General features: G+C 62.4%; 20 protein-coding genes. 3 read left to right on the top strand and 17 right to left on the bottom strand.

What is annotated here, in order from left to right; genetic code table 11:
• Nucleotides 1-21: 21 nt before the first annotated feature.
• The 10 genes from BM190_RS26995 to BM190_RS41235 form a co-directional block, all read right to left on the bottom strand.
• Nucleotides 22-1,785, bottom strand: a complete 1,764-nt coding sequence (locus BM190_RS26995; protein WP_092260533.1) for a relaxase/mobilization nuclease domain-containing protein — start codon at nucleotides 1,783-1,785, stop codon at nucleotides 22-24.
• Nucleotides 1,782-2,174, bottom strand: a complete 393-nt coding sequence (locus tag BM190_RS26990) for a hypothetical protein (RefSeq protein WP_092260532.1) — start codon at nucleotides 2,172-2,174, stop codon at nucleotides 1,782-1,784. The genes BM190_RS26995 and BM190_RS26990 overlap by 4 nt, the downstream gene beginning before the upstream one ends.
• On the bottom strand, nucleotides 2,171-3,001 hold the full coding sequence (locus BM190_RS26985) for a lytic transglycosylase domain-containing protein (RefSeq protein WP_092260810.1): 831 nt from the start codon (nucleotides 2,999-3,001) through the stop codon (nucleotides 2,171-2,173). The genes BM190_RS26990 and BM190_RS26985 overlap by 4 nt, the downstream gene beginning before the upstream one ends.
• A gap of 2 nt (nucleotides 3,002-3,003) precedes the next feature.
• Nucleotides 3,004-3,516, bottom strand: coding sequence for a S26 family signal peptidase (locus tag BM190_RS26980; protein ID WP_092260530.1), 513 nt, complete (start codon nucleotides 3,514-3,516; stop codon nucleotides 3,004-3,006).
• A complete protein-coding gene (locus tag BM190_RS26975; protein ID WP_092260528.1) occupies nucleotides 3,513-3,977 on the bottom strand; it encodes a DUF2840 domain-containing protein in 465 nt (154 codons plus the stop codon). Before BM190_RS26975 ends, BM190_RS26980 begins: the two co-directional genes overlap by 4 nt.
• A gap of 289 nt (nucleotides 3,978-4,266) precedes the next feature.
• Nucleotides 4,267-5,148 (bottom strand): replication initiator protein A, encoded by an 882-nt coding sequence (locus BM190_RS26970; protein ID WP_092260526.1) that lies wholly within the window; start codon nucleotides 5,146-5,148, stop codon nucleotides 4,267-4,269.
• Between the two features lie 22 nt (nucleotides 5,149-5,170).
• Nucleotides 5,171-5,452: a helix-turn-helix transcriptional regulator gene (locus BM190_RS26965; protein ID WP_008561544.1), complete on the bottom strand. Its 282-nt coding sequence runs from the start codon at nucleotides 5,450-5,452 to the stop codon at nucleotides 5,171-5,173.
• A 133-nt stretch (nucleotides 5,453-5,585) separates the two neighbouring features.
• Nucleotides 5,586-6,026, bottom strand: coding sequence for a DUF2285 domain-containing protein (locus BM190_RS26960; protein ID WP_349516770.1), 441 nt, complete (start codon nucleotides 6,024-6,026; stop codon nucleotides 5,586-5,588).
• A gap of 136 nt (nucleotides 6,027-6,162) precedes the next feature.
• Entirely contained in the window at nucleotides 6,163-6,357 is a 195-nt protein-coding gene (locus BM190_RS26955) for a transcriptional regulator domain-containing protein (RefSeq protein ID WP_092260522.1), read from the bottom strand.
• A gap of 165 nt (nucleotides 6,358-6,522) precedes the next feature.
• The gene (locus BM190_RS41235) at nucleotides 6,523-6,795 is read right to left on the bottom strand and encodes a DUF2285 domain-containing protein (RefSeq protein WP_092260808.1); all 273 of its coding nucleotides are present in this window, start codon (nucleotides 6,793-6,795) and stop codon (nucleotides 6,523-6,525) included.
• A gap of 208 nt (nucleotides 6,796-7,003) precedes the next feature.
• Here BM190_RS41235 and BM190_RS26945 point away from each other — a divergent pair, with 208 nt between their 5' ends.
• Nucleotides 7,004-7,231, top strand: a complete 228-nt coding sequence (locus BM190_RS26945; protein ID WP_050385492.1) for a helix-turn-helix domain-containing protein — start codon at nucleotides 7,004-7,006, stop codon at nucleotides 7,229-7,231.
• 64 nt (nucleotides 7,232-7,295) lie between these two features.
• Here the strand turns inward: BM190_RS26945 and BM190_RS26940 are convergent, their stop codons facing one another.
• The 5 genes from BM190_RS26940 to BM190_RS26920 form a co-directional block, all read right to left on the bottom strand.
• Entirely contained in the window at nucleotides 7,296-7,616 is a 321-nt protein-coding gene (locus tag BM190_RS26940; protein ID WP_092220534.1) for a DUF736 domain-containing protein, read from the bottom strand.
• Nucleotides 7,617-8,188: 572 nt separating this feature from the next.
• Nucleotides 8,189-8,638 (bottom strand): hypothetical protein, encoded by a 450-nt coding sequence (locus BM190_RS26935; RefSeq protein ID WP_092260806.1) that lies wholly within the window; start codon nucleotides 8,636-8,638, stop codon nucleotides 8,189-8,191.
• Between the two features lie 138 nt (nucleotides 8,639-8,776).
• Nucleotides 8,777-9,700, bottom strand: coding sequence for a DUF2493 domain-containing protein (locus BM190_RS26930; protein ID WP_092260520.1), 924 nt, complete (start codon nucleotides 9,698-9,700; stop codon nucleotides 8,777-8,779).
• A gap of 338 nt (nucleotides 9,701-10,038) precedes the next feature.
• Nucleotides 10,039-11,100: a DUF7146 domain-containing protein gene (locus tag BM190_RS26925; protein WP_092260518.1), complete on the bottom strand. Its 1,062-nt coding sequence runs from the start codon at nucleotides 11,098-11,100 to the stop codon at nucleotides 10,039-10,041.
• On the bottom strand, nucleotides 11,100-14,516 hold the full coding sequence (locus tag BM190_RS26920; RefSeq protein ID WP_244550743.1) for a strawberry notch family protein: 3,417 nt from the start codon (nucleotides 14,514-14,516) through the stop codon (nucleotides 11,100-11,102). Before BM190_RS26920 ends, BM190_RS26925 begins: the two co-directional genes overlap by 1 nt.
• A 27-nt stretch (nucleotides 14,517-14,543) precedes the next feature.
• Between BM190_RS26920 and BM190_RS41230 the strand changes: the two genes are divergently transcribed.
• A complete protein-coding gene (locus tag BM190_RS41230) occupies nucleotides 14,544-15,275 on the top strand; it encodes a hypothetical protein (protein ID WP_244550742.1) in 732 nt (243 codons plus the stop codon).
• A 325-nt stretch (nucleotides 15,276-15,600) separates the two neighbouring features.
• Here the strand turns inward: BM190_RS41230 and BM190_RS26915 are convergent, their stop codons facing one another.
• Entirely contained in the window at nucleotides 15,601-17,718 is a 2,118-nt protein-coding gene (locus BM190_RS26915; protein WP_092260513.1) for a ParB/RepB/Spo0J family partition protein, read from the bottom strand.
• 101 nt (nucleotides 17,719-17,819) lie between these two features.
• Complete coding sequence (locus BM190_RS26910) at nucleotides 17,820-18,782, bottom strand: ArdC family protein (RefSeq protein WP_092260511.1); 963 nt, start codon at nucleotides 18,780-18,782, stop codon at nucleotides 17,820-17,822.
• A gap of 972 nt (nucleotides 18,783-19,754) precedes the next feature.
• Here BM190_RS26910 and BM190_RS26905 point away from each other — a divergent pair.
• Complete coding sequence (locus BM190_RS26905; RefSeq protein ID WP_210189094.1) at nucleotides 19,755-21,617, top strand: reverse transcriptase domain-containing protein; 1,863 nt, start codon at nucleotides 19,755-19,757, stop codon at nucleotides 21,615-21,617.
• Nucleotides 21,618-21,919: the final 302 nt, after the last annotated feature.

Genomic DNA, 21,919 nt, shown 5'->3' with positions numbered 1-21,919 from the left:
GCAACTGAATTGGCGAGATACCTAGAGGCCGAGGTCGCGCTTCCGACCAAAGCCCCATTCGATGCCGCCGCCGTCCTTCACGACGCCGGTGACGTGTTGGCCGAGTTTCTTTTCGAGTTCGCGCGACCAGGGCACGAGCTGGAAGCCGAGCCCATTATCGATCATGGCGAAGCGTCCCGAGGCGAGCGTCAGACGCTGGCGATAGGTGCCCGCCACATGCTCCCCGGAATCAGGCTTCACATGAGGCAAGCCGGTGTCGGCCGAGACCTTTGCGGCCACCTCGTCCAGTTCCCGTCGGCGCAAGGTGTTCAGGAGGTCGCGCTGTAGGATGATGCGTTGGCCCTGCCGCCGCGCCAGACCCTCCTGGATCAAATGCTCGGTGCGGGCTTCCATGGCGTCGCGAGTCTCGCGGCCGAATCCGCCCATGGCGAGCGGCATGGATTCGCGTTCGACCAGCCTGTGGTCGAGCCAAGTGGCCCCTCGTGCCGTGATCTGACCACCAAGGTCGAGATCGGAGCGGATCGCCAGCACCACGGTCGGCCGCGGATCGCCGGGTTGACCGAAGCGTCGGACTTCGACGATGCCACCGACCGGTGGCGCCTGTTCGAAGGCCTCGACCTCTCGGAAGCGCACATGATGCGCGCGTCCGTCCGTTCCGTCGATCAAGGCGTAGGCCTCGCCAGTCAGTTCGTCATGCAATCCACGGTCGATCAGCCGTCCAACAATCTGGGACGACAGCGGTCCACCTTCGATGACGAAGTCGGCAATGCCGCGCGCTTCTCCACGCTCGGTAAAGGCGCGGTGCATGGTCTTGATAATGTCGCCGCGCATGCCGAGGTCGCGCAAGCTACGCTCGGCCTCGAGTCCTACCATCCATTCTCCTGGTGCGGCGGATGAGGCAAGGCCCATCTTCTCGAGGTGTTGGAGCCGACCGACCATCAGGCGCCGGATCTCTGGATCGGACTTGCCAGGATTCTCGGGGCGAAGATCGATCGAGCCAGTCTCATCTGCCGCCAACCGGATCTCCCGATCGAGCCGCGTCCATCGTTCCGCCGTAACTTCCCTCTCCAGTGAATTGCGGATCTCGTGCTCGGGCTTTGGACCGAGCTCGATGGCGACCAACTCCTCGGCGCGTGAGCGCAGGCCCTGGCTGATGTAGTCGCGAGAGATCACGAGATCCGCCCCTTCCTCATCTACGCCCCGGACGAGAAGGTGGACGTGAGGGTTGTCCGTGTTCCAGTGATCGACAGCTACCCAATCGAGCCGCGTGCCGAGATCGGTCTCCATCTGCCTGGCGAGGTCACGGGTAAAGGCCTTCAGGTCGGTCATGTCGCCGGCGTCCTCCGGCGAGACAATGAACCTGAAATGATGCCGGTCGTCCTTGCACCGTTCTGCGAAAACCGCGCTATCGGCTCGGTCGCAGCCCTCATCGAACATGTCAGCCCGCTCACCACTCCGGGTCACGCCGTCGCGCTTCAGGTATGAGAGGTGGGCCGTGAGTGGTGCTGAACGGAAGGCTCGCCCTTTATGACGAACCACGCGTGCCTTCACCACGACGCGACGCGTCGGGCTGAACAACCGGCTGCGGCTGAACGCAAGCCTGCCGCGGCCAAACGTCGAGCGCCCATAAGCCGTGGAACGCCTGCCAACCGCAGACTGACTAGAGGTGTGCCCGGCCTTCTTCGCGGCGCGCAGCACCTGGTTGATGAAGCTCTTCGGCTTCGGCCCGCGGGTACTGCGAATGCTCCCGGGCCGAACGCGCAGATCGCTGTCGCCTACGGTCATGGCCGGGCCTCGAATTGCGCAAAGGCGCCTACCGTGCCGAAAATGTCCTTGATTGCATTCGATAAAATGCAAAGCGCGGCACGCGCCCCGACCGACCGGCACGCCAGAACCCAAGCCATGCCAATGGCTTGCGGTTCGACCGGCGAGCCCATTTTATCTCGCCGTCCTGCCGTCGTGGGCTCCTGGTCGCTGGTTCCCAAAAGAGCCGCCGCGACTTGGGAGCCAACTCGCGAAGCCACCACTGTTTCCGAGCGCTTGCGATAGCGATCGTTACCCGAAGGGCCGAGACACCCGAAGGGTGGCTCGGTGAGGAGCGAAGCGACGAGTAGAGCGCGGGCCGAAGGCATCGCCCATACGCCATCAGCTTGCAAACCCGCACACTCGATCATTGCGATGCTCCCGAAGCCGATCGAGGCACGAACACGCCAATAGACCTGGGAACCATGTACGAAACATCGGGCGCCGAGATTGCGGTCGTGACACCGCTCGATGGCATGAGCGCCAGCAACCGATCGCGCGGTTTCATGAGATCGGACCGCCTGACGAATAGCGTCGCAGCTGCTGATGACTGTCCGCTGGACGTCCACCTCGGTGGCAGTTCGATGCCAAGCAGATTTGCAAGCTTTGCAACGTATGCTCGCGTCTCGTCTGGCAGAGAGCCGCCTGCGAGATGCTCTTCGTAGCGAGTTGGTCCCGCATTGTACGCGGCAAACACACCAGGGAAGCCATACCGATCGAGCAGTTCGCGCAAGTAAGCCGTGCCGGCCAGAATGTTGTCGTGCGGGTCGTAGGGGTCATTCCCGAGATTGTAGCGCTCGCGAAGTTCCGCCCAGGTCGCCGGCATGATTTGCATCAGGCCCATTGCGCCTTTTGGCGATCTGGCGTGCACGTCACCAGCACTCTCGATGCTTTGGACTGATCGGATCCAGTTCGGTGCAATCGCAAAGCGTTGTGAGGCCTCATTGATGAAGCCGGCAAATGAGTGAGTGGTCTGACTGATCGCCGGCTGGGCGGCTGATCCGCTCTGGGCCAAAGCAACACTGTCGAACGCGGTCAAAAGAAGCATCAGAGGTACGACAGCACAACCGCGCGGGCCCAACTGAGCCAAGCGTGCTGTCGCGCTCGCGCCAGCCTTGCAGACATCGATCGAGACCGAGGAATGATCCAGCAATCGATCGAACAAGGGAACGGCGAGGAGAACACGTTGAATACGCACGATCACTCCTCCCACGTCCACACAGGGAGAGCGCGGCCAATCACGTTAGATGCCGGAAGGAACCCAAAATACCGGCCATCAAGAGAGTCGCCCGACTGCCAATTCATCAGAAACAGCTCGCCGTCGCCGACGACGCGGCAGCCCTGCCATTTCGGCAGCGGCTTGCCCCGTCTGTCGTGATCCTTCGCCTCGCCCACCGCGACCTCGTCGACCGAAATCGTGAGGCCGGTTCTGCAAACTGTCTGCCCGGGAAGGGCAAGCACGCGCTTCAGCATGGGGACGCCAATGGGCAAATAGCCGTTAAGGTCGAGGAAGGTCGCGAGCGGTTCCGGCGGCTGCACGGCGAGGAGTTCCGTAACGAATAGTTTGTCCGGCGGCTGCACACGATAGAGCCCGATCGGTACACTCTCGGATGCATTCCAGATGTAGGCCGGCGTAATCTCCAGAACGATTGGTGCGATAAGTGCGACGGCACCGCAGAGCATTGTGGCCAACGTCTTGAGCCGCGGTGTCATCGCATGACCCTCTGCCGGTGAAGCCATGCCTGGTGGCGGGCTTTCGTGTAGGGACGCGGGTTTTCGTTGACGGACAGACGATTATGAATGTGATGCCAATGATCAGGAGCGACGTCGGCGGGATCGATGCCGAGCGCTTCGATGGCGTCGACCATCTGCAGCACCCGTTCGACCTTCGGCCAGCTGGATAGACGCAGCAAAATCTCTCCGCCGGGTGTCACATAAGGGACGGTCGAGCAGCGCTGTCCCGGAGCGACTGCGCGCAAGATGTCGATCCGCGAAATGATCGTGCCAAAGTCGTTCGAGGTCCACCGGACGAACGCAAAGATGCTGCATGGCGCGAATGACAGGACGCGCCGGTGGCGATCAATCTTCCGTTCCTCGACGATGCGGCCGAATCGAATGCGGTTTTCGATGCGCTTCTCGAGCCACAACACTTCCACTTCCGTGAGATCGCTCATGCAGCGGCTCCCTGACGCTGGCGCCGGCAGCCGTGAGCTTGGGGCTCGGTGGAGAGAACGTGTGGCCTGCTAGGGCAGCCTGGCCTGTCGGACTGCCGTTGCTGAGCGCCGCCAATGCGGCTTTCGGGCTGCTCCGTTAGAAGAAATCCGAAGGATTTCTGGTTAGTAAAGTTAGAGCGGCCGGAAAGCGCGGAGAAACAAGCCCTTAAGGTCGATTCTGGTCCCCGATAGCACGAGGATCGGGTCCCCGATAGCACGAGGGTTGCGGTCCCCGATAGCACGAGCTGATTCACAGGTTGTCCTCCGAATTTCCAATGAGACCGCGGCGCCGCAAGCGCGCCGTTAAGGGATCAACAGGCTGACGGGTGAAGTTCAGTCTCTCGCTGCCGGTCCGGTCTCGCGTGAGCACGAGTTGATAGCCGGGCAATGTCTGGTGCTGGACGATCTGACGAACGTCGTAGGCAAAGTGCTTGAGCGGTGAGATGATGCCGGACTTGGCATGGAGGTGCACAAGGTCAAAACTCCAGCCGTCGTCCTGGCGGCCGCCGTGCTTGCGCACGAGCCGGTAGAGCCAGCGCTCGAGTCCGCCCGTCAGATCGAAATAGGCGCGATCGATCGTCAGCACGAGCGCGTCATCGATGACGCCAGCGTAGAACCAATCCGGCAGGATCAGCTCGATCCCAAATGGGCGACCATTTGCATCGGCCGTCTCCTTCCATTCGTTGATCCAGGAGAAGCGGTGTCGCCGTCGTTCTGTCGGCTGACGGATCGAAGTCACCACGGTCGTTGACTGTAGTCTGTCAAGACCAGCCTTCAGGCGGTCATAGTCACGTGCGCTGGTGCCCCGGCCGACGAACGTCAGAATTTCGTAAGGTGTTGCAGCCATCAAGCGCGAGGTCTTCAAGCCTGCGTCACGGGCTTCGACGATCTGGGACGCAGCCCAGATCAGAACATCCGCATCCCAGATGGTCGCCATGCCGTGTTCCGGCACGGCTTCGACACGAATAGCGATTGCGCCAGCACGGAAATCAATCGGCACGGTCCGCTTGGTCTTTGCGAGCGAGAAGAACGGATAAGCCATCAGATCCTGCGCGTCGCGGGGCGCAAGATCGCCGGGAAGCGCCCGAAAGAGCTCCAGCTGATCGCGCTCGGAATGGTATCTGCGCCGCATGATCACTGTCCTTTCGCGGTGATCAGCGACGTTCCTGGCCCGCATAAGGTCGCAACGCCGGGTGCTTCTTGGCCGGCAGTACAGTCCCCTTGCCGGGGTCAGACGTCGATGTCTTGGCGCCCCGGTCGGCCCATGCTTTCAGATCATCGACGGCGTAGACGACACGGCCGCCAATCTTCCGATAGGTGGGTCCGGTGCCGTACGTGCGGTGCTTCTCCAGCGTGCGACCGGACAGGCCAAGATAGCGTGCCGCCTCAGGTGTACGCAGGAATCGCGGGGGAAGACCGGCCATCGGATCGGGCATTTGAGAACTCCAGGAGGACAGCGCACTACGCCTGGCTAGGCCGGCGTGTGTGCGGTCATTATGGAGAAGCAAGATCTCGGAGGGGGATGCCGAATACGGAGGGGGCGATTTTCGGCACCCTTTGAGGACTGCGCTAATCGCCCTTGCGCCCGGGCCGCAGGAGTTTGCGGTAACCACCGCGCATCAACAAAAGGCCGCCTTGCACCAAGCGGATTGTTCGATTGCGCAGATCATGCGTCTTCCAGGCGCCATCGGGGATGCGCTTTTTGCCGAAGAGCGCGTCGGCGATCGTGCGATAGCTTCCCCCGGCGCCATGCGCATCGAGCGCGCGGATCGCGGCGCTCAGACGTTCGCGCCGCTGTTTGGATAGGGTGTGAAATGCCGGACCTGGCGCGCGCCCATTGATCGCACGCCAGAGCCGCCGGGCTGCGTAGGCACGTGCGCCGAAATCGCCATCAAACGGCAGTTCGGCTGCGTATGACGCGCCGAGCACCGGCGGCCCTTTGGACCAGATCCGGTGATCCAACGCACCGATGCGCAGCACGGCATGCCAGCCGTCGGCGGCGCGGCGCACCTGTCCTGCTGCAAGGTCAAACAGGGGTTGAGACGATGAACTGCGATCGGCAGCCCCGGCAACCTTGACCGGAACGACCGCCGCTAGAATCTCGGGCGCCCAAAAGATCGTCTGCTCGTCGAACGACCGCTGCGGGTCATGGGCGAAAGCAGATGCCCCATTTCCTCCTGAATTCGTCTGTCACTTCGCCGTTCGGACTCTTGGCGATCATCACCTCGTACTCACGCCGATAGTCGGCGTTGCGGCGGAGACATTCCCAGGCGATGTCGGTGATCTCTGCGTCTTGTAGGCTCTTGTAAGAATCCGGCGACCGCCAGTCGAATTCAGGCATTGCTTCCGCCCCATTGCATGCTGCTAACAACGATTGCGCCGCAATAGGTATGAACGAAGCGGTTGTAGGAAGCCCCTAGTTTGGCACCACGTGGTGCACTGGAATGACCACTGGTCAGCAAAAGAAAATCGTTCTGCCTGCAAGTCGCCAGCCAGCGATTTTCTTCTATTTCGACCCGGCACCGCGCAAGAGTCGCCCTTGCTCCGTCACCCATTTGGCACGCGCAAGGTGGCTCTGATATGCACTTCGCGCACGATCCGGCTCTCGCTCGGGGTCCATATGCAAGACCACTCGAGTCACTTCGCGCCAGTCCGCCCCCTCGCCCTCCGCCTGCAGGAGGCGCATGTACGTAACGACATGCTGTTCGTCATAGGCAGTCAGCAGCGGCTCGTTGGGCGCACTGTCAGCTACGTCTCGGTCTAGGGATGGCTTCTGCATCATACCCGCTTTTAGAACGCCTATAAGCTACGCCATGGTTTGGTCGCAATCCAGACCTCCGCTTCCCGTTGGAATCCTGAATATTCGTTCGGTAGATCGGCGGCCGAGTTCGGTCGCGCACGTAGCGCCGCCACCCGATAGCATGTTCGGACACGAATAGGAACGATCGTTCCTAGAACGATCGTTCCGGCTCAGTTCCCATATCGCCATGGATCTCAAAGAGATTATGGCTGTGAATCTGCGTCGGAAACGCCACGATCTACAAATGACGCAGGAGGAGCTGGCCGAGCGCGCGGGTTTAAGCGCCCGTTACGTCGGCGCCATCGAGCGCGGCGATGTATCAGCAAGCGTAACCGTACTCGGACAAATTGCTGAAGCATTGGGGGTCGAACCGGGCGACCTGCTCAAAAAGGCTGCGCGGCTTAGCAAATCGTAAGCCCCTTCAGGCCGACCGCGAAGCGCCCCGCCCGGCGGACCGGACGGGGCTTGGTGGGGCGCTCTTACTCGCCGGTCTTGCGCGGCCGCGACCAGAGCAGGGTGTAGCCTTCACCGCCTTCGTCGTCGAACAGGTTCGCGTAGATCGGCGCGTTGAACGAGGGGTCGTCGAGCTTGAGTGAGAGGTAGTCGCGGCCTTCCTCGGAACGCTTCGACCAGGCTGCGCCGATCTCCGCGCGACCCACATAGATGCGGTGGCTGGGAGCATTTTCGTTGGAGCGGTTGGTCTCGGCGACGATGCGGACGCCTTTGGCCTTCAGGCTCAGGGTCACGATCTCGCCCTGGAATTCGTTACCAACCTTCTTGAAAGAACCGATGTTAGCCATGTCACTTCTCCTGTTGTGTTTCGAGCCCGCGACCACCGCGGCCTCGATGGCGATCTAGGGCCGAGGACGATCGGCGACGCACCCGCTCGGGCCGGAGCGCAGCGGAGGACGTCGTTGTGGCGACTTTCTTGTCTCGCGAGGAATGGGCGAAGCCCAGGGGAAGAAAGTCGCATCAACGGCGTTGCGGCTCAGACGATCGAGGCGAAGCCGGTCTTCGGCCAGATCAAGCCATCAACGAGGCCACGTGCGTCCGCGTGCTGAACCACAATCTTACGGAAAGCGTGGCTATCTCGGTTTTGATGAACAAGAGGTCGGAGCGCTTCAGTGCAGAAAGAGAAGCAATCTCCTGCAAAAGGCGGCATCGTCTCTCAAGAACCGATCCAGGTAACATCGCTCTGCTGCGGCTGGGGTGGGCCGGACCGAATGCCCGCAGCTTGATGAGGACTCCCGAGGAGGACTGCCTCTCCCGCGCTCAGGTTTCGATCATCTTTCGTTCGCCGCGCCGATCTACGCACCTGTTCGATGAAGGCGGGAAATGGTCAACGCTCGGCCAATGCGGCCGTAAGAACTGCTTAGGACGGGTTCTCCACCACCCCACTCGGCTCCAACGGGCGGGTCTCCGCCAAAACCATCAAGCGCGTCCAAGACGTAACGCCAATGCAAACCGCGCCCAGGCAAGCGAAGACCTCACTCCAAGCCAGCGAAGGCACCCCTATCTGGGACACGGCGAAGACCACATGATAGCCGGCGACGGCGGCGGGAACAGCGAATGCTGTCGCAATCGCGATGCGCATGACCAAGGACCGAGTAGCCGCGACGGCCACCTGACCGAGGACGAGCGTGAGCGCGCCACCGGCCGTTCCAATAAGCAGCGCGCCCATGAAGCCGCCGCCGCTTTGGAACGCCATCATCCCGATAGTCAGTGCGACGAAAAACGGCAGGGCATACACAGCGAGCGCGAGAATCGCCCAGCAGAACAAGCCGATGCCGAGTGTGTTGAGAACAAGCCCAATAGCGAGCATGGTGGTGGCTCCCATCTGCATAGATTTCGCAGTCGCGCCTTCCACCACCACCACGGCGCAACTTCAGACCTAAATTCGGAACGAGGCGGAGTTGCGGCGTACCCCCCGCTTTGATAGTTGGAGGCGAGAAGACGGCGCTCACGCGCCGCCGAACCTCCAAACGGGAATGCCGAGGCGCTTGGCCTTATCGGCCAGGTTGTCTTGGATTCCCGTGCCCGGGAAGTGCATGACGCCGATCGGCAGGAGTTCGAGCATGACATCGTTGCGCTTGAACGGTGCTGCCTTTGCATGTTTCGTCCAGTCGGGCCTGAAGGCGATCTGGGCCACCTTGCGGGTAGTTGCCCATTTGGAGGCGATCAATTCGGCCCCCTTCGGTGAGCCGCCGTGGAGCAGGACCATGTCGGGATGCTTGGCGTGAACCTTGTCGAGGCGATCCCAGATCAGGTGATGGTCGTTGAAGTCGAGGCCGCCGGTGAGTGCGATCTTCGGTCCTGCCGGCAGCATGACCTCGGTCTCGGCGCGGCGCTTGGCGGCGATGAAGTCGCGGGAGTCGATCATCGCTGCGGTCAGCGTACGGTGGTTGACCAGCGATCCCGATCGAGGGCGCCAGAATGAGCCGGTGTGTGTCTCAAAGCGTTCGATGGCCTGGTCGCGGAAGAGCTCCAGGCAGTCGCGCCGCTCGACCAGCGAGATGCCTTCCGCCGTCACGCGCTCGAGTTCGACCGACCTGACTTCGGAGCCGTCTTGCTCGCGCTGGCGCTTCTGCTGCGCTTGTTCGTTGTCGTCGAGTTGGCGTCCGATGCGGTCGACCGCTCGGTGGAACAGGTTGACGGTTGACCAGAGCAGATCGTCGAGGTCTGGTTCAAGCCGGGTGTCGCTCAACGTCGCGATCAGGGCATCGAAGATATCGGCGACGGCGCCGGCGATGATCCTGCCCTCGGGGAGCGGTCGTGGATCAGGCTGATCATCGAACGGGCGGTAGCCGTAAAGTTGCAGTTCGTTGAGAACGTGATCGGTCGGAGAAGAGACGTGCGGCAGTTCGATGTCATCGTGGTCGGTCATGGAAGCGATCCTTTGCCGGATCGGCCGCGACCATCGCGGCCTTCGTGGCGATCACTCAGACGGCAGGCGGAACGGGCGAGAACCCGGAGCAGAGCGGAGGGCCGAAGCGCAGCGGAAGATGGCGGAGGCCGGCTATTTTGCTTCGCGATGCAAAGCGCGCCGATCCCGTGACTAATATGTCTTCTCATCGCCGGCGCGCGGCGGAAAATAGCCGGTCGCAGCCATTGCCGGCCCGGACCGCCTGTCGTCCGTTCGCCCTCTAGAAGGCCGTGGTCGCGTGCTCTTCCGGCATCGGCCTCGCTTTGACCGACCTAGTGACGCCGATCGAACACGCCGAGCTATTCCGCGGCCACCGTCGACGAATGCAGGAAGCGGATGACGTCCTCTGGGACAAGTTGAAGCCGCAACGCTGCTCGCAGGGCATCAAGGCCGAATATGTGCAGATCTTCGTTGAAGTCTCCCAGCCGAGGCGACAGCGGGATCGCTTCAACGCCGACCTCTTCCGCGCGCTGGGTGAGAATCGCCTGTACGGCATCTCCGGCAGCATCGTCATCGCGGGCGATATAGAGCCGACGCAGGCCAGACGGCAGCAACATGGCTGCGAGGTGATTAGCCGAAAGCGCGGCCGCCATCGGCAACGTCGGCAGCACGTAGCGCAGCGACAGCATGGTCTCCAGACCCTCGCCGGCAGCGAGCACGTCGTCCACCACGCCAAAGCGAACGGCATTGCCGAGCAGGTCGCCCATGGCCCGTCGTGGCGTATCAATCGGAGCCTTACCGAGCCGTACGCGATCAAAGCCGTGTGGATCTAGCCAGGTGCGATGCACGCCGGTGATCCGTCCCTCGAGGTCGGTGACAGAGCCTATCATCGCCGGCCAGGTTTCAGTCGGCAAATGCTCGTCCGGTCGGTAGTAGCAACGTGGGTGGAAGCGCAGGCTACCACCATGGTGGATTTGGCTTATTCCACGACGTTGCAAATACGTTTCCACCAACGTCCCTTCGATCGGACCGGACATCGCAAAAAGTCGACGGGCGGCTTCTTGCGATCCGGCCGGCACGACTGGACGAACGGGTCTCGGGAGTGATTGCTCCTCAGAACGAGGCAGCTTCAGAAAGCGCCTCGCCTCCTCGGCGACTTCGCGGAAGTCTCGCAAGGCAAGGCTTTCGCGGATGATGTCGAGGAGATCGCCATGTTCTCCGGTCGCGGCATCGGTCCACTTGCCGGCGGGCCCCTTTGGCGATTCGTGCAGCCGCACGAACAACGAGCGGCCCGGGGTGTTGTGGACGTCGCCGACCACCCAGTACCGCCCCGCCCGCTTGCCATTGGAGAGATAGTGTCTGCACACCGCCTCGGCTTCGCGCGCGAGTCGGCGTGCCAGTTCGGAAGCATCGCGGGACATCAGGCGGCCTCCCGCTCACTAATGCGCACCACCGGATAGGTGTCGAGCACCCTCGACAGGATCTCGACGCCGCTCGCGTCCGTAGGCACGAACATGCGGAGCTTCCAGGAGATGATCTCCCCAAAGAGGCCGTAAGCCCGGAGGCGATCGCGCATTGTGTCGTTGAAACCCGACAGCTCGATGCGGTATGCGCCCATCACCCGAACGCGGCGAAGCTGGAGCTCCTCCACGAGCTCGAGCACGGTCCGTCCCTCCATCAACACAGCAAAGGCAGCGTCCGGCGTCAGCGCAGGCGCGTCCGTTGCAAGGACGCTCGCGACCCACGCGGCCGAAACCTTGCGGCCGATGATGCGTTCGCCTGCATCGGTCTGAAGCCGATAGACGCGGGTCGATTCGTTCGGCAGTCGCTTCCAGATCGGTAGCAGCAAGCCCGCCACGACGTGGATCGTGCTTTCCGCGAACTCGGGCACCTCGGCAAGCTCCGCCAGCCAGGCCGCGGCGAAGCGTTCACGGTCCGCTTCCACCCAGTGGCTCTCCGCCATCATATTCAAGGGGACCGTGTGCTGATCCATTGGCCGGATCAGGCGGACGCGCCGCTCGATCTCGCCGTCGTCGAGCATGATGCTTGCCGCAGGGACCTGCACGGCGGCTCGCCCGGACCGCTCATTGATCAGCAGGACAGAACCGGAGTGACGAGCAAGAGCGTCATCCAGACTCAGCGGATGGTTGCGCTGGCGCTGGGTGATCGTCATCAGGCGGGTCTCGGCGCCAGTGCCCGGATAGACATGGATCGTTCGCCGGTCGGTGACGACAAAGCTCTCAGCGCGGAGCGTTTCCAGCCCGACGTCGTAGGTACCCGACGCGACCGCGCCCGCGATCCGAGCGGTCAAGAGCTGCTCGAAGGCGGTGAACAGCACGTTCTGTAGGTCGATGGTGAGCGCCAATAACCTGTTCAGGAACGTCGTGATCGGCGGCAGGTCATCCCTGAGCCCATTGGTATCCGTCAGCTTCAGGCCAGTCGCATCCTCGAACCTTTCGAGCGAGCATCCCTCGACCTTGCCTCGCGCCAGCAGGGTGTAGAGCTGACGCAACGCATCGCGCCCATACTGGCTCTCGAGGTTGTCCTCGGGCCGGAACAGGCCCTGTCCTCCGGTCTTACGTTGGCCGCGCGTAATGGCGCCCAACGTATCGAGCCGGCGGGCAATGGTGCTGAGAAAGCGCTTTTCGGCCTTCACATCGGTCGCGATGGGACGAAACAGCGGCGGCTGCGCCTGATTGGTGCGGTTTGTGCGGCCGAGGCCCTGGATCGCGGCGTCGGCCTTCCAGCCGGGCTCGAGCAGGTAGTGGACCCGCAAACGGCGATTCCGGGTCGAAAGTTCGGCATGGTAGCTCCTCCCCGTGCCCCCGGCGTCGGAGAACACGAGGATGCGCTTGACGTCGTCCATGAAAGCCGAGGTCTCGGCGAGGTTGGCCGAACCGGCTCGATTTTCGACCACCAGCCGGTCGCCCTTGCGAACGATGCGGCGCGAGCGGCCAGTCACCTCGGCGACCAGTTCGGTGCCGAAGCGCTGGATGACCTGATCCAGTGCCCCTGGTACCGGCGGTAGTGATGCAAGCTTCTCGATGAGGCGGTCGCGTCGTGCGACGGCTTCCCGGCTCTCGACCGGCTGGCCGTCGCGATAGACAGGCCGGGAGCAGAGGTTGCCCTCCGAGTCGGTGAAGGGCTCGTAGAGCTGGACCGGAAAGGAGTGGGCGAGATAGTCGAGAACATACTCGCGCGGCGTGATGTCGACCTGGACGTCGCCCCACTCTTCAGTCGGGATCTCGGCGAGCCGGCGCTCCATCAGCGCTTCGCCCGTCGACACGATCTGGATAACAGCGGCGTGGCCAGCATCAAGGTCGCGCTCGATCGATCGGACCAGCGACGGGGTCTTCATCGAAGTCAGGAGGTGGCCGAAGAAGCGCTGCTTCGCGCTTTCGAAAGCGGAGCGTGCCGCGGACTTGGCTTGCCCGTTCAGCGTTCCCGTTGCGCCGGTGATGTTGGCGGCTCGCATCGCCGCATCGAGGTTATTATGGATGACGCTGAACGCACCGGCATAGGCATCGTAGATGCGAACCTGCTCCGGCGTCAGCTGGTGGTCCACGAGATCATACTCGACGCCCTCGTACGAGAGTGAGCGGGCTGCGTAGAGACCGAGCGCCTTGAGGTCGCGCGCCAGCACCTCCATGGCCGCGACCCCACCTTCCTCGATCGCTTCGACGAACTCGGCACGGGTGGCGAATGGGAAGTCAGCGCCGCCCCAAAGGCCGAGGCGTTGGGCATAAGCCAGGTTGTGGACCGTGGTGGCGCCCGTCGCCGACACATAAACTACGCGGGCATTCGGCAGCGCGTGCTGGAGCCGCAGGCCCGCACGTCCCTGCTGAGATGCAGCCTGTTCACCGCGCTCGCCCTTGCCTCCGACCGCGTTCTGCATGGCGTGGCTCTCGTCGAAGACAATCACTCCGTCGAAGTCCGAACCCAACCATTCGACGATCTGCCTGACACGCGAAAGCTTTTCGCCGCGCTCGTCGGTCCGTAGCGTGGCGTAGGTGGTAAAAAGGATGCCTTCCGAGAGCCGGATCGGGGTGCCCTGGCGAAACCGAGACAAGGGCGTAACAAGCAGCCGCTCCATCCCGAGCGCGGACCAATCGCGCTGCGCGTCCTCGATCAGCTTGTCGGACTTGCTGACCCAGATCGCACGACGACGGCCCTTGAACCAGTTGTCGAGCAAAATCCCGGCGACCTGCCGCCCCTTGCCCGACCCGGTGCCATCGCCCAAAAACCAGCCGCGGCGAAAGCGGACGGCATTTTCGGCGTCGTCGCGCGCGGCGGCCACCACATCAAAGGTCGTGTCGACCGTCCAGGAGCCTGCCAGGAATTCGGAATGCGCCTCCCCGGCATAGATGACGCTCTCGAGCTGAGCATCCGACAGAACTCCGACGGCCATGACATTGGCCGGCAGGTGCGGACGATAGGATGGCTTCGGTGGCGCAACGGACGCCATCGCGGCAGACTGCACGAGCTTGGTCGGATGTGCGCGCGATCCGGGGATACGGATCGACTGCAATCCATACTCCTCGTAAAGCGCATCGGTGAGCCTGGCGCCTTCCGGCGGCGACCATTCGACCGTCTCATACGCAAGTTCGACGGCTTCTGGCGTGGCGCTTATCGAAGAGGACGATGAGCGTGGTGCAACGGCGATAGTCGATCGCGACATCGCTGGCCGCCCAATATCAACGATCTCCGATGGCGTGGCGACGGGCAGCCTTGGAGGCACATGCTGGTTCACCCAGCCAAACAAGGTTGCGACGTTGGCCGCCGCGCCTGGCGAGGCGGGAAAAGCTGTCGGATCGGCAGCGGGCAGCTTGTCGATCACAAGCAGCCTCGTGTCCGTCTGAGTGCCATGCTTGGCGTAGATGGCGCCGTCGATCGCCGCAGAAAACACCACCCGTCCGCGTTCCTGGAAGCGAACGAAGGCATCTCGCCATGCCGGATTGTTCGGCGCGAAGCTTGCGCCGGCGATAGCGACGAGGCGTCCACCGTCGCAAAGACGCGCAAGCGCCGAAGCGACGTGGCGGAGAGCCGCATCCGCCATCCGTCGATCGACATTCGCTACCGCGGAGAACGGCGGGTTCATCAGGACGACGCTCGGTGCGACACTCGCATCGAGGTGGTCATCGATCTGGACGCCGTCGAACCGCGTGACCTGAACGTTGGCGAAGAGATGGCCGAGCAGCTCTGCGCGGGCATCGGCCAACTCGTTCAACACCAAGGCGCCGCCGGCGAGCTCTGCAAAGACGGCGAGCAAACCGGTCCCCGCGGATGGCTCCAGAACGCGATCGGCAGGCGTAATTCCGGCTGCGGTACATGCCGCCAGCCCGAGCGGGATCGGCGTCGAGAACTGCTGAAGCGCCTGACTGTCTTCGGAACGTCGCGTGTGGGTCGGGAGAAGACCCGTCACTCGCGCAAGCATCGGCAGCATGGCGACGGTCGAGCCGGCCTTGGCGCGCATGGCCGGGCCGAACTTGCGAAGGAACAGAACGGTTGCCGCCTCGCAGACGTCATAGGCGGTCTTCCAATTCCAAACGCCGGCCGTGTCCGAGGCGCCGAAGGCAGACTCCATAGCACTACGTAGAACAGCGGCATCGATGCGACGGCCGCGTTCGAGCTCGGTCAGGACCTGTCGCGCGGCCCTCACGGCAGCAGAGGTGAGATTTGCAGTGGCACGCACGGAGAGCGGCGCGGCGGCAGCGCCGCCGGCGAGAGATTCGGTCATGGCAGGATGTCTCAGGAGAGCAGGAAGGGGTCGAACCGCCGGGCGCTCTCCTCTGACCTCGACGGCTCAAACCCTTCCCGGCCGGTCTCTCCCTCTCAAGCCTCGCCCATAAAAACGGGGACCAGCGCTGCACACTGGTCCCCAAGCAACCGCGGGACGGCCGGAGCCGTCCCGCTCTGTGATGTCACTCAGCCGCGTCGAGCTGTTGCGGATCTTCTTCGCCGGTGGTCTCCCGATCTTCTTCGTCGGCGAGGAATTCGGGCAGCGAGCCCGCTTCGCCCTCCTGCTCCGCTGGCGCCAAACCGGGAACGACGAGGCGCAGCGGCTCCGGCAGCCAGCCCGAGCCATCCAGAAGACGCTCGGCCTCCTTGGCCATGTCGGCCTTCTTCAGATGGTCGATCAGTTGGGCCGACGGCTCGCCCTTGGCCTCCCGTACCGCTTCCAGAATACGCGGCTTGGTGACCCGGCCGAGATAGTTGTCGACGGTCGGTCGCCAGCCAGCCTGCACCATGTCGAGCCCGACCGCGCGCGCCAGCACATCAGCCTGGTCTAGACGCGTGCGGACACCCTGAGCGGAGACACGGCCTTGGTTGTAGCGGTTGGCCGGCTCATAGACGGCGTTGGCCGCAAATGATGCACAGTGGGCGAACAGCGATGCCTGTGCACCACCATCGAGAGCCGTCAGCGCATCCCAGAGATCGTTCTCGCTCTTCGGCAACCGCTCCTTCCAGGCCTCATGCCGCGCCTCGACTGCCTTTGCAGAGACGCTTTCCCTCAGCCTCGGAGCTTGAGCTGGAAAGTTCGGCGTGCGAAGGCCGATCTCAAGACAGCTCCCGGAAGATGCGAACCGGTAAAAGGCCGTCAGCACGAAGTTATGCAGCACCGCTTGGAACGCGATTGCAGGATTCTCTGCCAGCGCATCCCGCAATGCCAGCGTACGATGCGCCGTCAGCTCGATAATCAGCCGATCCGGCAGAGGCCTGGCCGCGTCCTCATCATCTTCTTCAGCATCAGGAGCACTACCTGCGACCGCGATCACCGTGCGCTGGACGGAAGGACCCTCTTCATGACCTTCGGTCGACGACGCATGGGCGTCCCGCCCGACATCAGGATCAGTTGCCGGGACCTCGTCCTCCGGCCGGACGTAACCCCGGTCCACGGAGAGGCGCCCTTCGGAATCGATGCTGATGAAGACACCGGCTCGAGCGATCTCCGTCGGTTCGTAAAGCATCGGCCGGTCGTCGAACGCCGCCAGTGCCGACTCGATTTCACCAAGACGCTGATCGACCTCATCGGGCAATTCGGCGGCGTCCTGGTAGTCGGTTTCAAGCTTGGCCTGCTCGGCGTTCAGCGCATCGATAGTGGCCTGCTCCTCAGGCGAGAGATCGACGGGTCTACCCTCGATTTCTCTTAGGCCGTGGGTGTGATCGTAGGGAAACTCTACGGCGACCGATATCCACTTCCAACCTTCGGCGGCTATCGTCTCAGCCTGGGCCTTGAGCTTTTCGGTTACGAGGCGGTCGAGCAGCACGACGTCCTGAAGCCAGCCGCCGTCGTCGTGCTCGAACAGATCCCGCAGAACGCCGCCACCCGCGTTCTGATAGGCATCAAGGCCCACAAATTGGGCGCGGCGGTCGGACCCGCGTACGGTGTTCTCGGTGAGCAAGCGCCGGATCTGGTAAGGCTCGTCATAGCCGGAACGGCTGACGTTCTCCCAGGCTTGCTCCTGGCGGGCGTGATCGGCCGTGACCGAGAACGCCATGAGCTGCTCGAGCGTCATGCCGTCTTCAGCATAGACCGCATGCAGCTTCGGCGAGACTGACGCCAGCCGCAGCCGCTGCTTCACGATCGCCGGGTTCACGAAGTGCCGGGCGGCGATGTCTTCCTCGGTCATGCCGAGATCGCGGAGTGTCTGGAAGGCCCGAAACTGATCGAGCGGATGCAGACCGACCCGCTCATCGTTCTCCGCCACCGAGTCGTCCGCGGCGATGCCTCCTTCACGAACGACACACGGCACCGCCTGCGTCTTTGACATGCGCTTTTGTTTCACCAGGAGTTCGAGAGCGCGATAGCGCCTGCCGCCCGCCGGCACCTCGAACATGCCGGTCTCGTTGCCATCTGAATCAACGACGGCCCGGACACTTAGACTCTGCAGAAGCGTACGCTGCACGATGCTCTCGGCTAGCTGCTCGATCGAGACACCGGCCTTGACGCGGCGAACGTTCGACTGACTGAGCACGAGCTTGTTGAAGGGAATGTCCCGGGAAGGAGACAGCGTGATCTTTTGTACGGCCTTTGTCATTTTGGCTCTCCACGACGGGCGGCCGTGAGACTCTCTCTCGGCTTCCAACCCGTCGCGAACAGCCTCCCCTCCTCTCACTCTCGCGCGGCAGAGGCCAAGCATCACGCGGCCTCGTGATCGGTGACGACCGAATCCAGCGACGCGGGTTCAGTGGAGCCGGGAGCGAAGCCGAGCAAATGGTCCGCGGCCTTGCTCGCCTGCGAGGCGGCACGCACGATGGCCCTGACGTCTTCGCGCAGGACTTCAAGCCAGGAGCCGATATAATCGGCATGGCGCACGGTCGGGACGATCCCGAGAGACGCGCAGCTGAACGCAGAACTCAACTCCGCGACCAGTTCTTCGAAGGCATATTTCTTCGTACCGTAGGATCCGCTCTGGTCGCGATTGAGGCGCGAGGGATGCCCGGTCGCATGACCGAGTTCATGCAACGCGGTGCGATGCCAGTTGATGGGTTCGAAATAAGCCTGCGGCGGCGGGACCTGAACGAAGTCTTCGGCTGTTGCATAGAATGCGCGATCTCCACCAATCCGAAATGGAATTCCGCTGGCCTTGATCAGGGCGTCGACCGTGGGTTCTATGAGGCCAGCCGGTGGTGGCGGCGCAGCGGTGGCAATTCCATCGGGCAGATCTTCGCACTGATCGGCGTTGAAAACGGTGAATCGCTTGAGGAATGGAATTGCCTGTGCGTCTTCGCCGGTCTCGGCGGCGCGTCGCTTTTCGCCATTCGGCACGAAACGATCAGCGTAGACGACTGTAGTGCCGCGCTCTCCCTTGCGAACGTGGCCGCCGACCGAGAGCGCCTGACGGAAAGTGAGCCAACTTTGCCCGGTAAATCCACGTTCGATCACGGCTCCCCAGAGGATGAGGATGTTCACCCCACTGTATTGCCGGTTGGTCGACGCGTTTTTCGGCATGGCCAGCGGCGCTTTCGCCGCGGCCGTACCCCAGGGCTGAACCCAAGGGACGCGTCCGGCCTCAAGCTCGGCAATGATCTTGTCGGTGATTTCGTTATAGAGATTGGCCCGGTCCTGGCCGGCGCGCTCTCGAACAGTAGGATTTGACATCGCGGGTCTCCGCGACGGGCACCGCGAGTCTCTCTCGCAGCTTGTAACCCGTCACGGGAGAACCCAGCCTGCACTCTTACTCTCGCCTCTTCACAATCTGCCTCAGGGCCGCAGGCCCTGATCGGGCGTGCGCCAGGGGGCGCATCGCCTTAAGAGAAATGGCACCCGGAGAGCGTGAGCATAGCGACCCGAAGGGGCACGCGGGTCCGAGTGCAGCGACGAGACCGGTTCAATAGCGGCACCCGGGAACGGGGCAGTGATAGCGATCGCCGCAGGCGAGCCCCTTTTCCGAGTGCCCCCGGCGAGGAGCACCAATGCTCTAGCGCGAGGGATCGAAGCCGCAAGACGTGCGCCGTTGTGGCGTGAAGAAGAAGGGAGTGTTCGAAAGAATGGAGCCTGCTGGTTGGGCTCTTACTTACCCGGCTTACCGGTGTCGGAAACGACTGAGACCTCGAAAGAGGAACGGGACCAGAGCATGCCGGGAAACGTCTCGAAATCGGGCGCCGCAGCCCGGTGGAGAGCACAGAGTAAGGTGTGCATGGTGAAAGCTGTATTGCCTGAAACCCAGTTTCCAGTCGCCAAAGGGCTGGCAGTAGCGAACGCGGCTGACACGCTACGCCACGCGGGGCGGATCGCACCGGCCAGTGCGAATTGCCACCAGTCCGCGTGGGACGACCACCATCCGTGGGTCAAGGAGACGAATGGGACACCTAAACACACCGCGACTCCCCACACACGTAACTACGGGATCGCCTACAACAGGTTCTTTCGAGGACCTGTATGGCGACGGAGCCGTCATAGTACCCAAATGCCCGGCGTAATGGCCGGGACAGCCGCCGCGAGGCGGACGATCATGCGTATAAGGCCGGGCGACCGGACCGAAAGCGCCTCCGATCGGGGGAAGGACGATGCCGCGAATAACGGCATGTGCAGTATGCGTAGAAGAGATTCTTCGACGGAAAGGTTCTGCTGATGCAGGCCGTTACCATCCAGAGAAGAATTGAATCACTGCCGACTTTGTCGCGGTCGGGTAAGCGCGTAAATGGCCTTCACCGCCTGATGAGATGTCCGCATCTCTTCGAGTGGGCCTACGAAAAGGTCTCCCGCAACAAGGGAGCCCTGACGCCCGGTGTAGATGGCAAGACCTTCGACGGCATGTCGCTGGAGAAGCTCGCCGACATCGCCAGGCGCGTGGCAGATGGCACTTATCGCTTCCGGCCGGTCCGGCAGGTTTATATCCCGAAGGACAACGGCAAGACACGACCGCTGGGTATCCCCACGGTGGAAGACCGGCTCGTTCAGGAGGCGGTCAGGATTCTACTCGAAGCGATCTATGAACCTGTGTTCCTCAATGAATCACATGGGTTCCGCCCGGGGCGATCCTGTCATACCGCAATCAAGCTCATCAAGAAGAGTTGGACGGGCTGCAAGTGGCTGGTCGAAGTGGATGTGCGTGGGTTCTTCGACAACATCGACCATGACATCCTGCTTGGGCTTCTAAGGAAGCGGATCGATGACGATAGGTTCATCGGTCTGATCGAAGGAATGCTCAAAGCAGGCTACATGGAAGATTGGGTCTACGGACGCACTTACAGTGGCACGCCGCAGGGCGGCGTTGTCTCGCCCTTGCTCGCCAACATCTATCTGCACGAGCTGGACCAGCACATGCAGATGATGAAGGCGAACTTCGACAAAGGCTGTGAGCGACGTCCATTCCCGCGCTACGTGGCGCTGGAACGGCGCGTCCTCAGTCTCCGCCGGAAGATTGAACGGCTCCGTGCCGCAGGCGCGGATCGGGCCGAGATCGATGCTGCATTTGCGGAGATCAAAGCCATCAATAAGGAGAGACGGAAAGTGCCTTCCGTCGATCCGATGGACCCCAACTTCAAAAGGCTCCGCTACTGTCGCTATGCCGACGACTTCCTCATCGGCGTGATCGGGAGCAAGCGGGAAGCGTGTGAGATCATGGCCTGCGTCGAACGATTCATGACGGAGACCTTGAAGCTCGCCGTGTCGCCCGAGAAAAGTGGGGTTCACGCCGCTTCAAAGGGAGTGACCTTCTTGAGCTATCGCGTCTCGACATACACATCCTACGGGGCTGGACGAAAATCCAGCCGCAAAGGACCGGCTGGACGGACATGGCGTGTGATGCGTCGGCCGACCACCGGCAATGTCAGCCTGCGGGTGCCGCGCAAGGAAGTCACCAAGTTCTGCAAGCAACACGGCTATGGCGATCTCGCCAAGAAGACCGGCAGTCCGCGCGAGCAGTTCCTGGTAACCAGCGACGTTGCAACCGTCCTCGCCTATAACTCAGAGTTCCGTGGGTTTGCGAACTACCATTCGTTTGCCGACGACATCAAGAGCGCCTTGGGATTGCTGGAGCTTGTCGTGTTCCGCAGTCTTGTGAAGACGCTGGCGATGCGACATCGGACGACGAGAGCAAAAACCATGGCGCGGCTGTGGAAAGGCACGGACTACGAGGTTAGCTCCGTGGTCCGTGGTAAGCTTCGCAGCATCAAGCTGTGGAGACTGAAGCATCTCACCCGAGCCTACTGGACAAGTCCGACTATCGACAACGTCACGGCAGGTGCGTGGTGGGTCAAACGCCCAAATGATCTGATCGATCGACTTAACGCCCGCAAATGCGAAGCGTGCAGCGATACGACAGGACCATTCGAGATGCATCATCTCCGCCGCCTAGGTGACCTGCGAAGCGGATCGCTGACGGTCTGGAAACGGTCCGGTTGGCGGCGCAAGACCATTGTCCTGTGCCCGTCATGCCGTGCAGCCGTCTCCGGTCGAGAGCATGCGCGTACGGAAAGCCGTGTGCATTGAAAAGTGCCCGCACGGTTTGGGGGGAGGCGTAGGGATATCCTCTTCGAGGTGTCCCGCCCCTACCCTACCGAGACGCTACGCGGCTCGGTTCATATGTGGACGGCCCCCGACTTGCAAGGATTGGCTCTGGCAGCATGCTCGGATCGCTTGCGCTCATATGTCCGGCCTGTTTTCGGGTCTTGCGACCACCGGCCAAGATGGGCTTCGCGGACAGTGAGATCCAAACACGAGAGCGGCATTTTCTGCCGGTAAACCGAGCGGAGCATTCCACTGACCGGCTTGCGCCGAACGTACCACCTCTT

The sequence above is a fragment of the Bradyrhizobium sp. Rc3b genome (genome assembly GCF_900114915.1).
Taxonomy (GTDB): Bacteria; Pseudomonadota; Alphaproteobacteria; order Rhizobiales; family Xanthobacteraceae; genus Bradyrhizobium.
The sequence above is the reverse complement of the archived record's forward strand: the minus strand, read 5'-3'. Positions and strand labels throughout refer to the sequence as shown.

What these genes read in the sequence shown, in the direction of transcription:
- BM190_RS26965 (WP_008561544.1), bottom strand. Translation starts at nt 5,452, where the DNA reads ATGCCCGATCCGATGGCCGGTCTTCCCCCGCGATTCCTGCGTACACCT.
- BM190_RS26975 (WP_092260528.1), bottom strand. Translation starts at nt 3,977, where the DNA reads ATGAGCGATCTCACGGAAGTGGAAGTGTTGTGGCTCGAGAAGCGCATC.
- BM190_RS26915 (WP_092260513.1), bottom strand. Translation starts at nt 17,718, where the DNA reads ATGACAAAGGCCGTACAAAAGATCACGCTGTCTCCTTCCCGGGACATT.
- BM190_RS26935 (WP_092260806.1), bottom strand. Translation starts at nt 8,638, where the DNA reads ATGCTCGCTATTGGGCTTGTTCTCAACACACTCGGCATCGGCTTGTTC.
- BM190_RS26970 (WP_092260526.1), bottom strand. Translation starts at nt 5,148, where the DNA reads ATGCGGCGCAGATACCATTCCGAGCGCGATCAGCTGGAGCTCTTTCGG.
- BM190_RS26990 (WP_092260532.1), bottom strand. Translation starts at nt 2,174, where the DNA reads ATGATCGAGTGTGCGGGTTTGCAAGCTGATGGCGTATGGGCGATGCCT.
- BM190_RS26980 (WP_092260530.1), bottom strand. Translation starts at nt 3,516, where the DNA reads ATGACACCGCGGCTCAAGACGTTGGCCACAATGCTCTGCGGTGCCGTC.
- BM190_RS26940 (WP_092220534.1), bottom strand. Translation starts at nt 7,616, where the DNA reads ATGGCTAACATCGGTTCTTTCAAGAAGGTTGGTAACGAATTCCAGGGC.
- BM190_RS26925 (WP_092260518.1), bottom strand. Translation starts at nt 11,100, where the DNA reads ATGTCCCGCGATGCTTCCGAACTGGCACGCCGACTCGCGCGCGAAGCC.
- BM190_RS26910 (WP_092260511.1), bottom strand. Translation starts at nt 18,782, where the DNA reads ATGTCAAATCCTACTGTTCGAGAGCGCGCCGGCCAGGACCGGGCCAAT.
- BM190_RS41230 (WP_244550742.1), top strand. Translation starts at nt 14,544, where the DNA reads ATGCTTGGCGTAGATGGCGCCGTCGATCGCCGCAGAAAACACCACCCG.
- BM190_RS26905 (WP_210189094.1), top strand. Translation starts at nt 19,755, where the DNA reads ATGCAGGCCGTTACCATCCAGAGAAGAATTGAATCACTGCCGACTTTG.
- BM190_RS26995 (WP_092260533.1), bottom strand. Translation starts at nt 1,785, where the DNA reads ATGACCGTAGGCGACAGCGATCTGCGCGTTCGGCCCGGGAGCATTCGC.
- BM190_RS41235 (WP_092260808.1), bottom strand. Translation starts at nt 6,795, where the DNA reads ATGCAGAAGCCATCCCTAGACCGAGACGTAGCTGACAGTGCGCCCAAC.
- BM190_RS26955 (WP_092260522.1), bottom strand. Translation starts at nt 6,357, where the DNA reads ATGCCTGAATTCGACTGGCGGTCGCCGGATTCTTACAAGAGCCTACAA.
- BM190_RS26930 (WP_092260520.1), bottom strand. Translation starts at nt 9,700, where the DNA reads ATGACCGACCACGATGACATCGAACTGCCGCACGTCTCTTCTCCGACC.
- BM190_RS26945 (WP_050385492.1), top strand. Translation starts at nt 7,004, where the DNA reads ATGGATCTCAAAGAGATTATGGCTGTGAATCTGCGTCGGAAACGCCAC.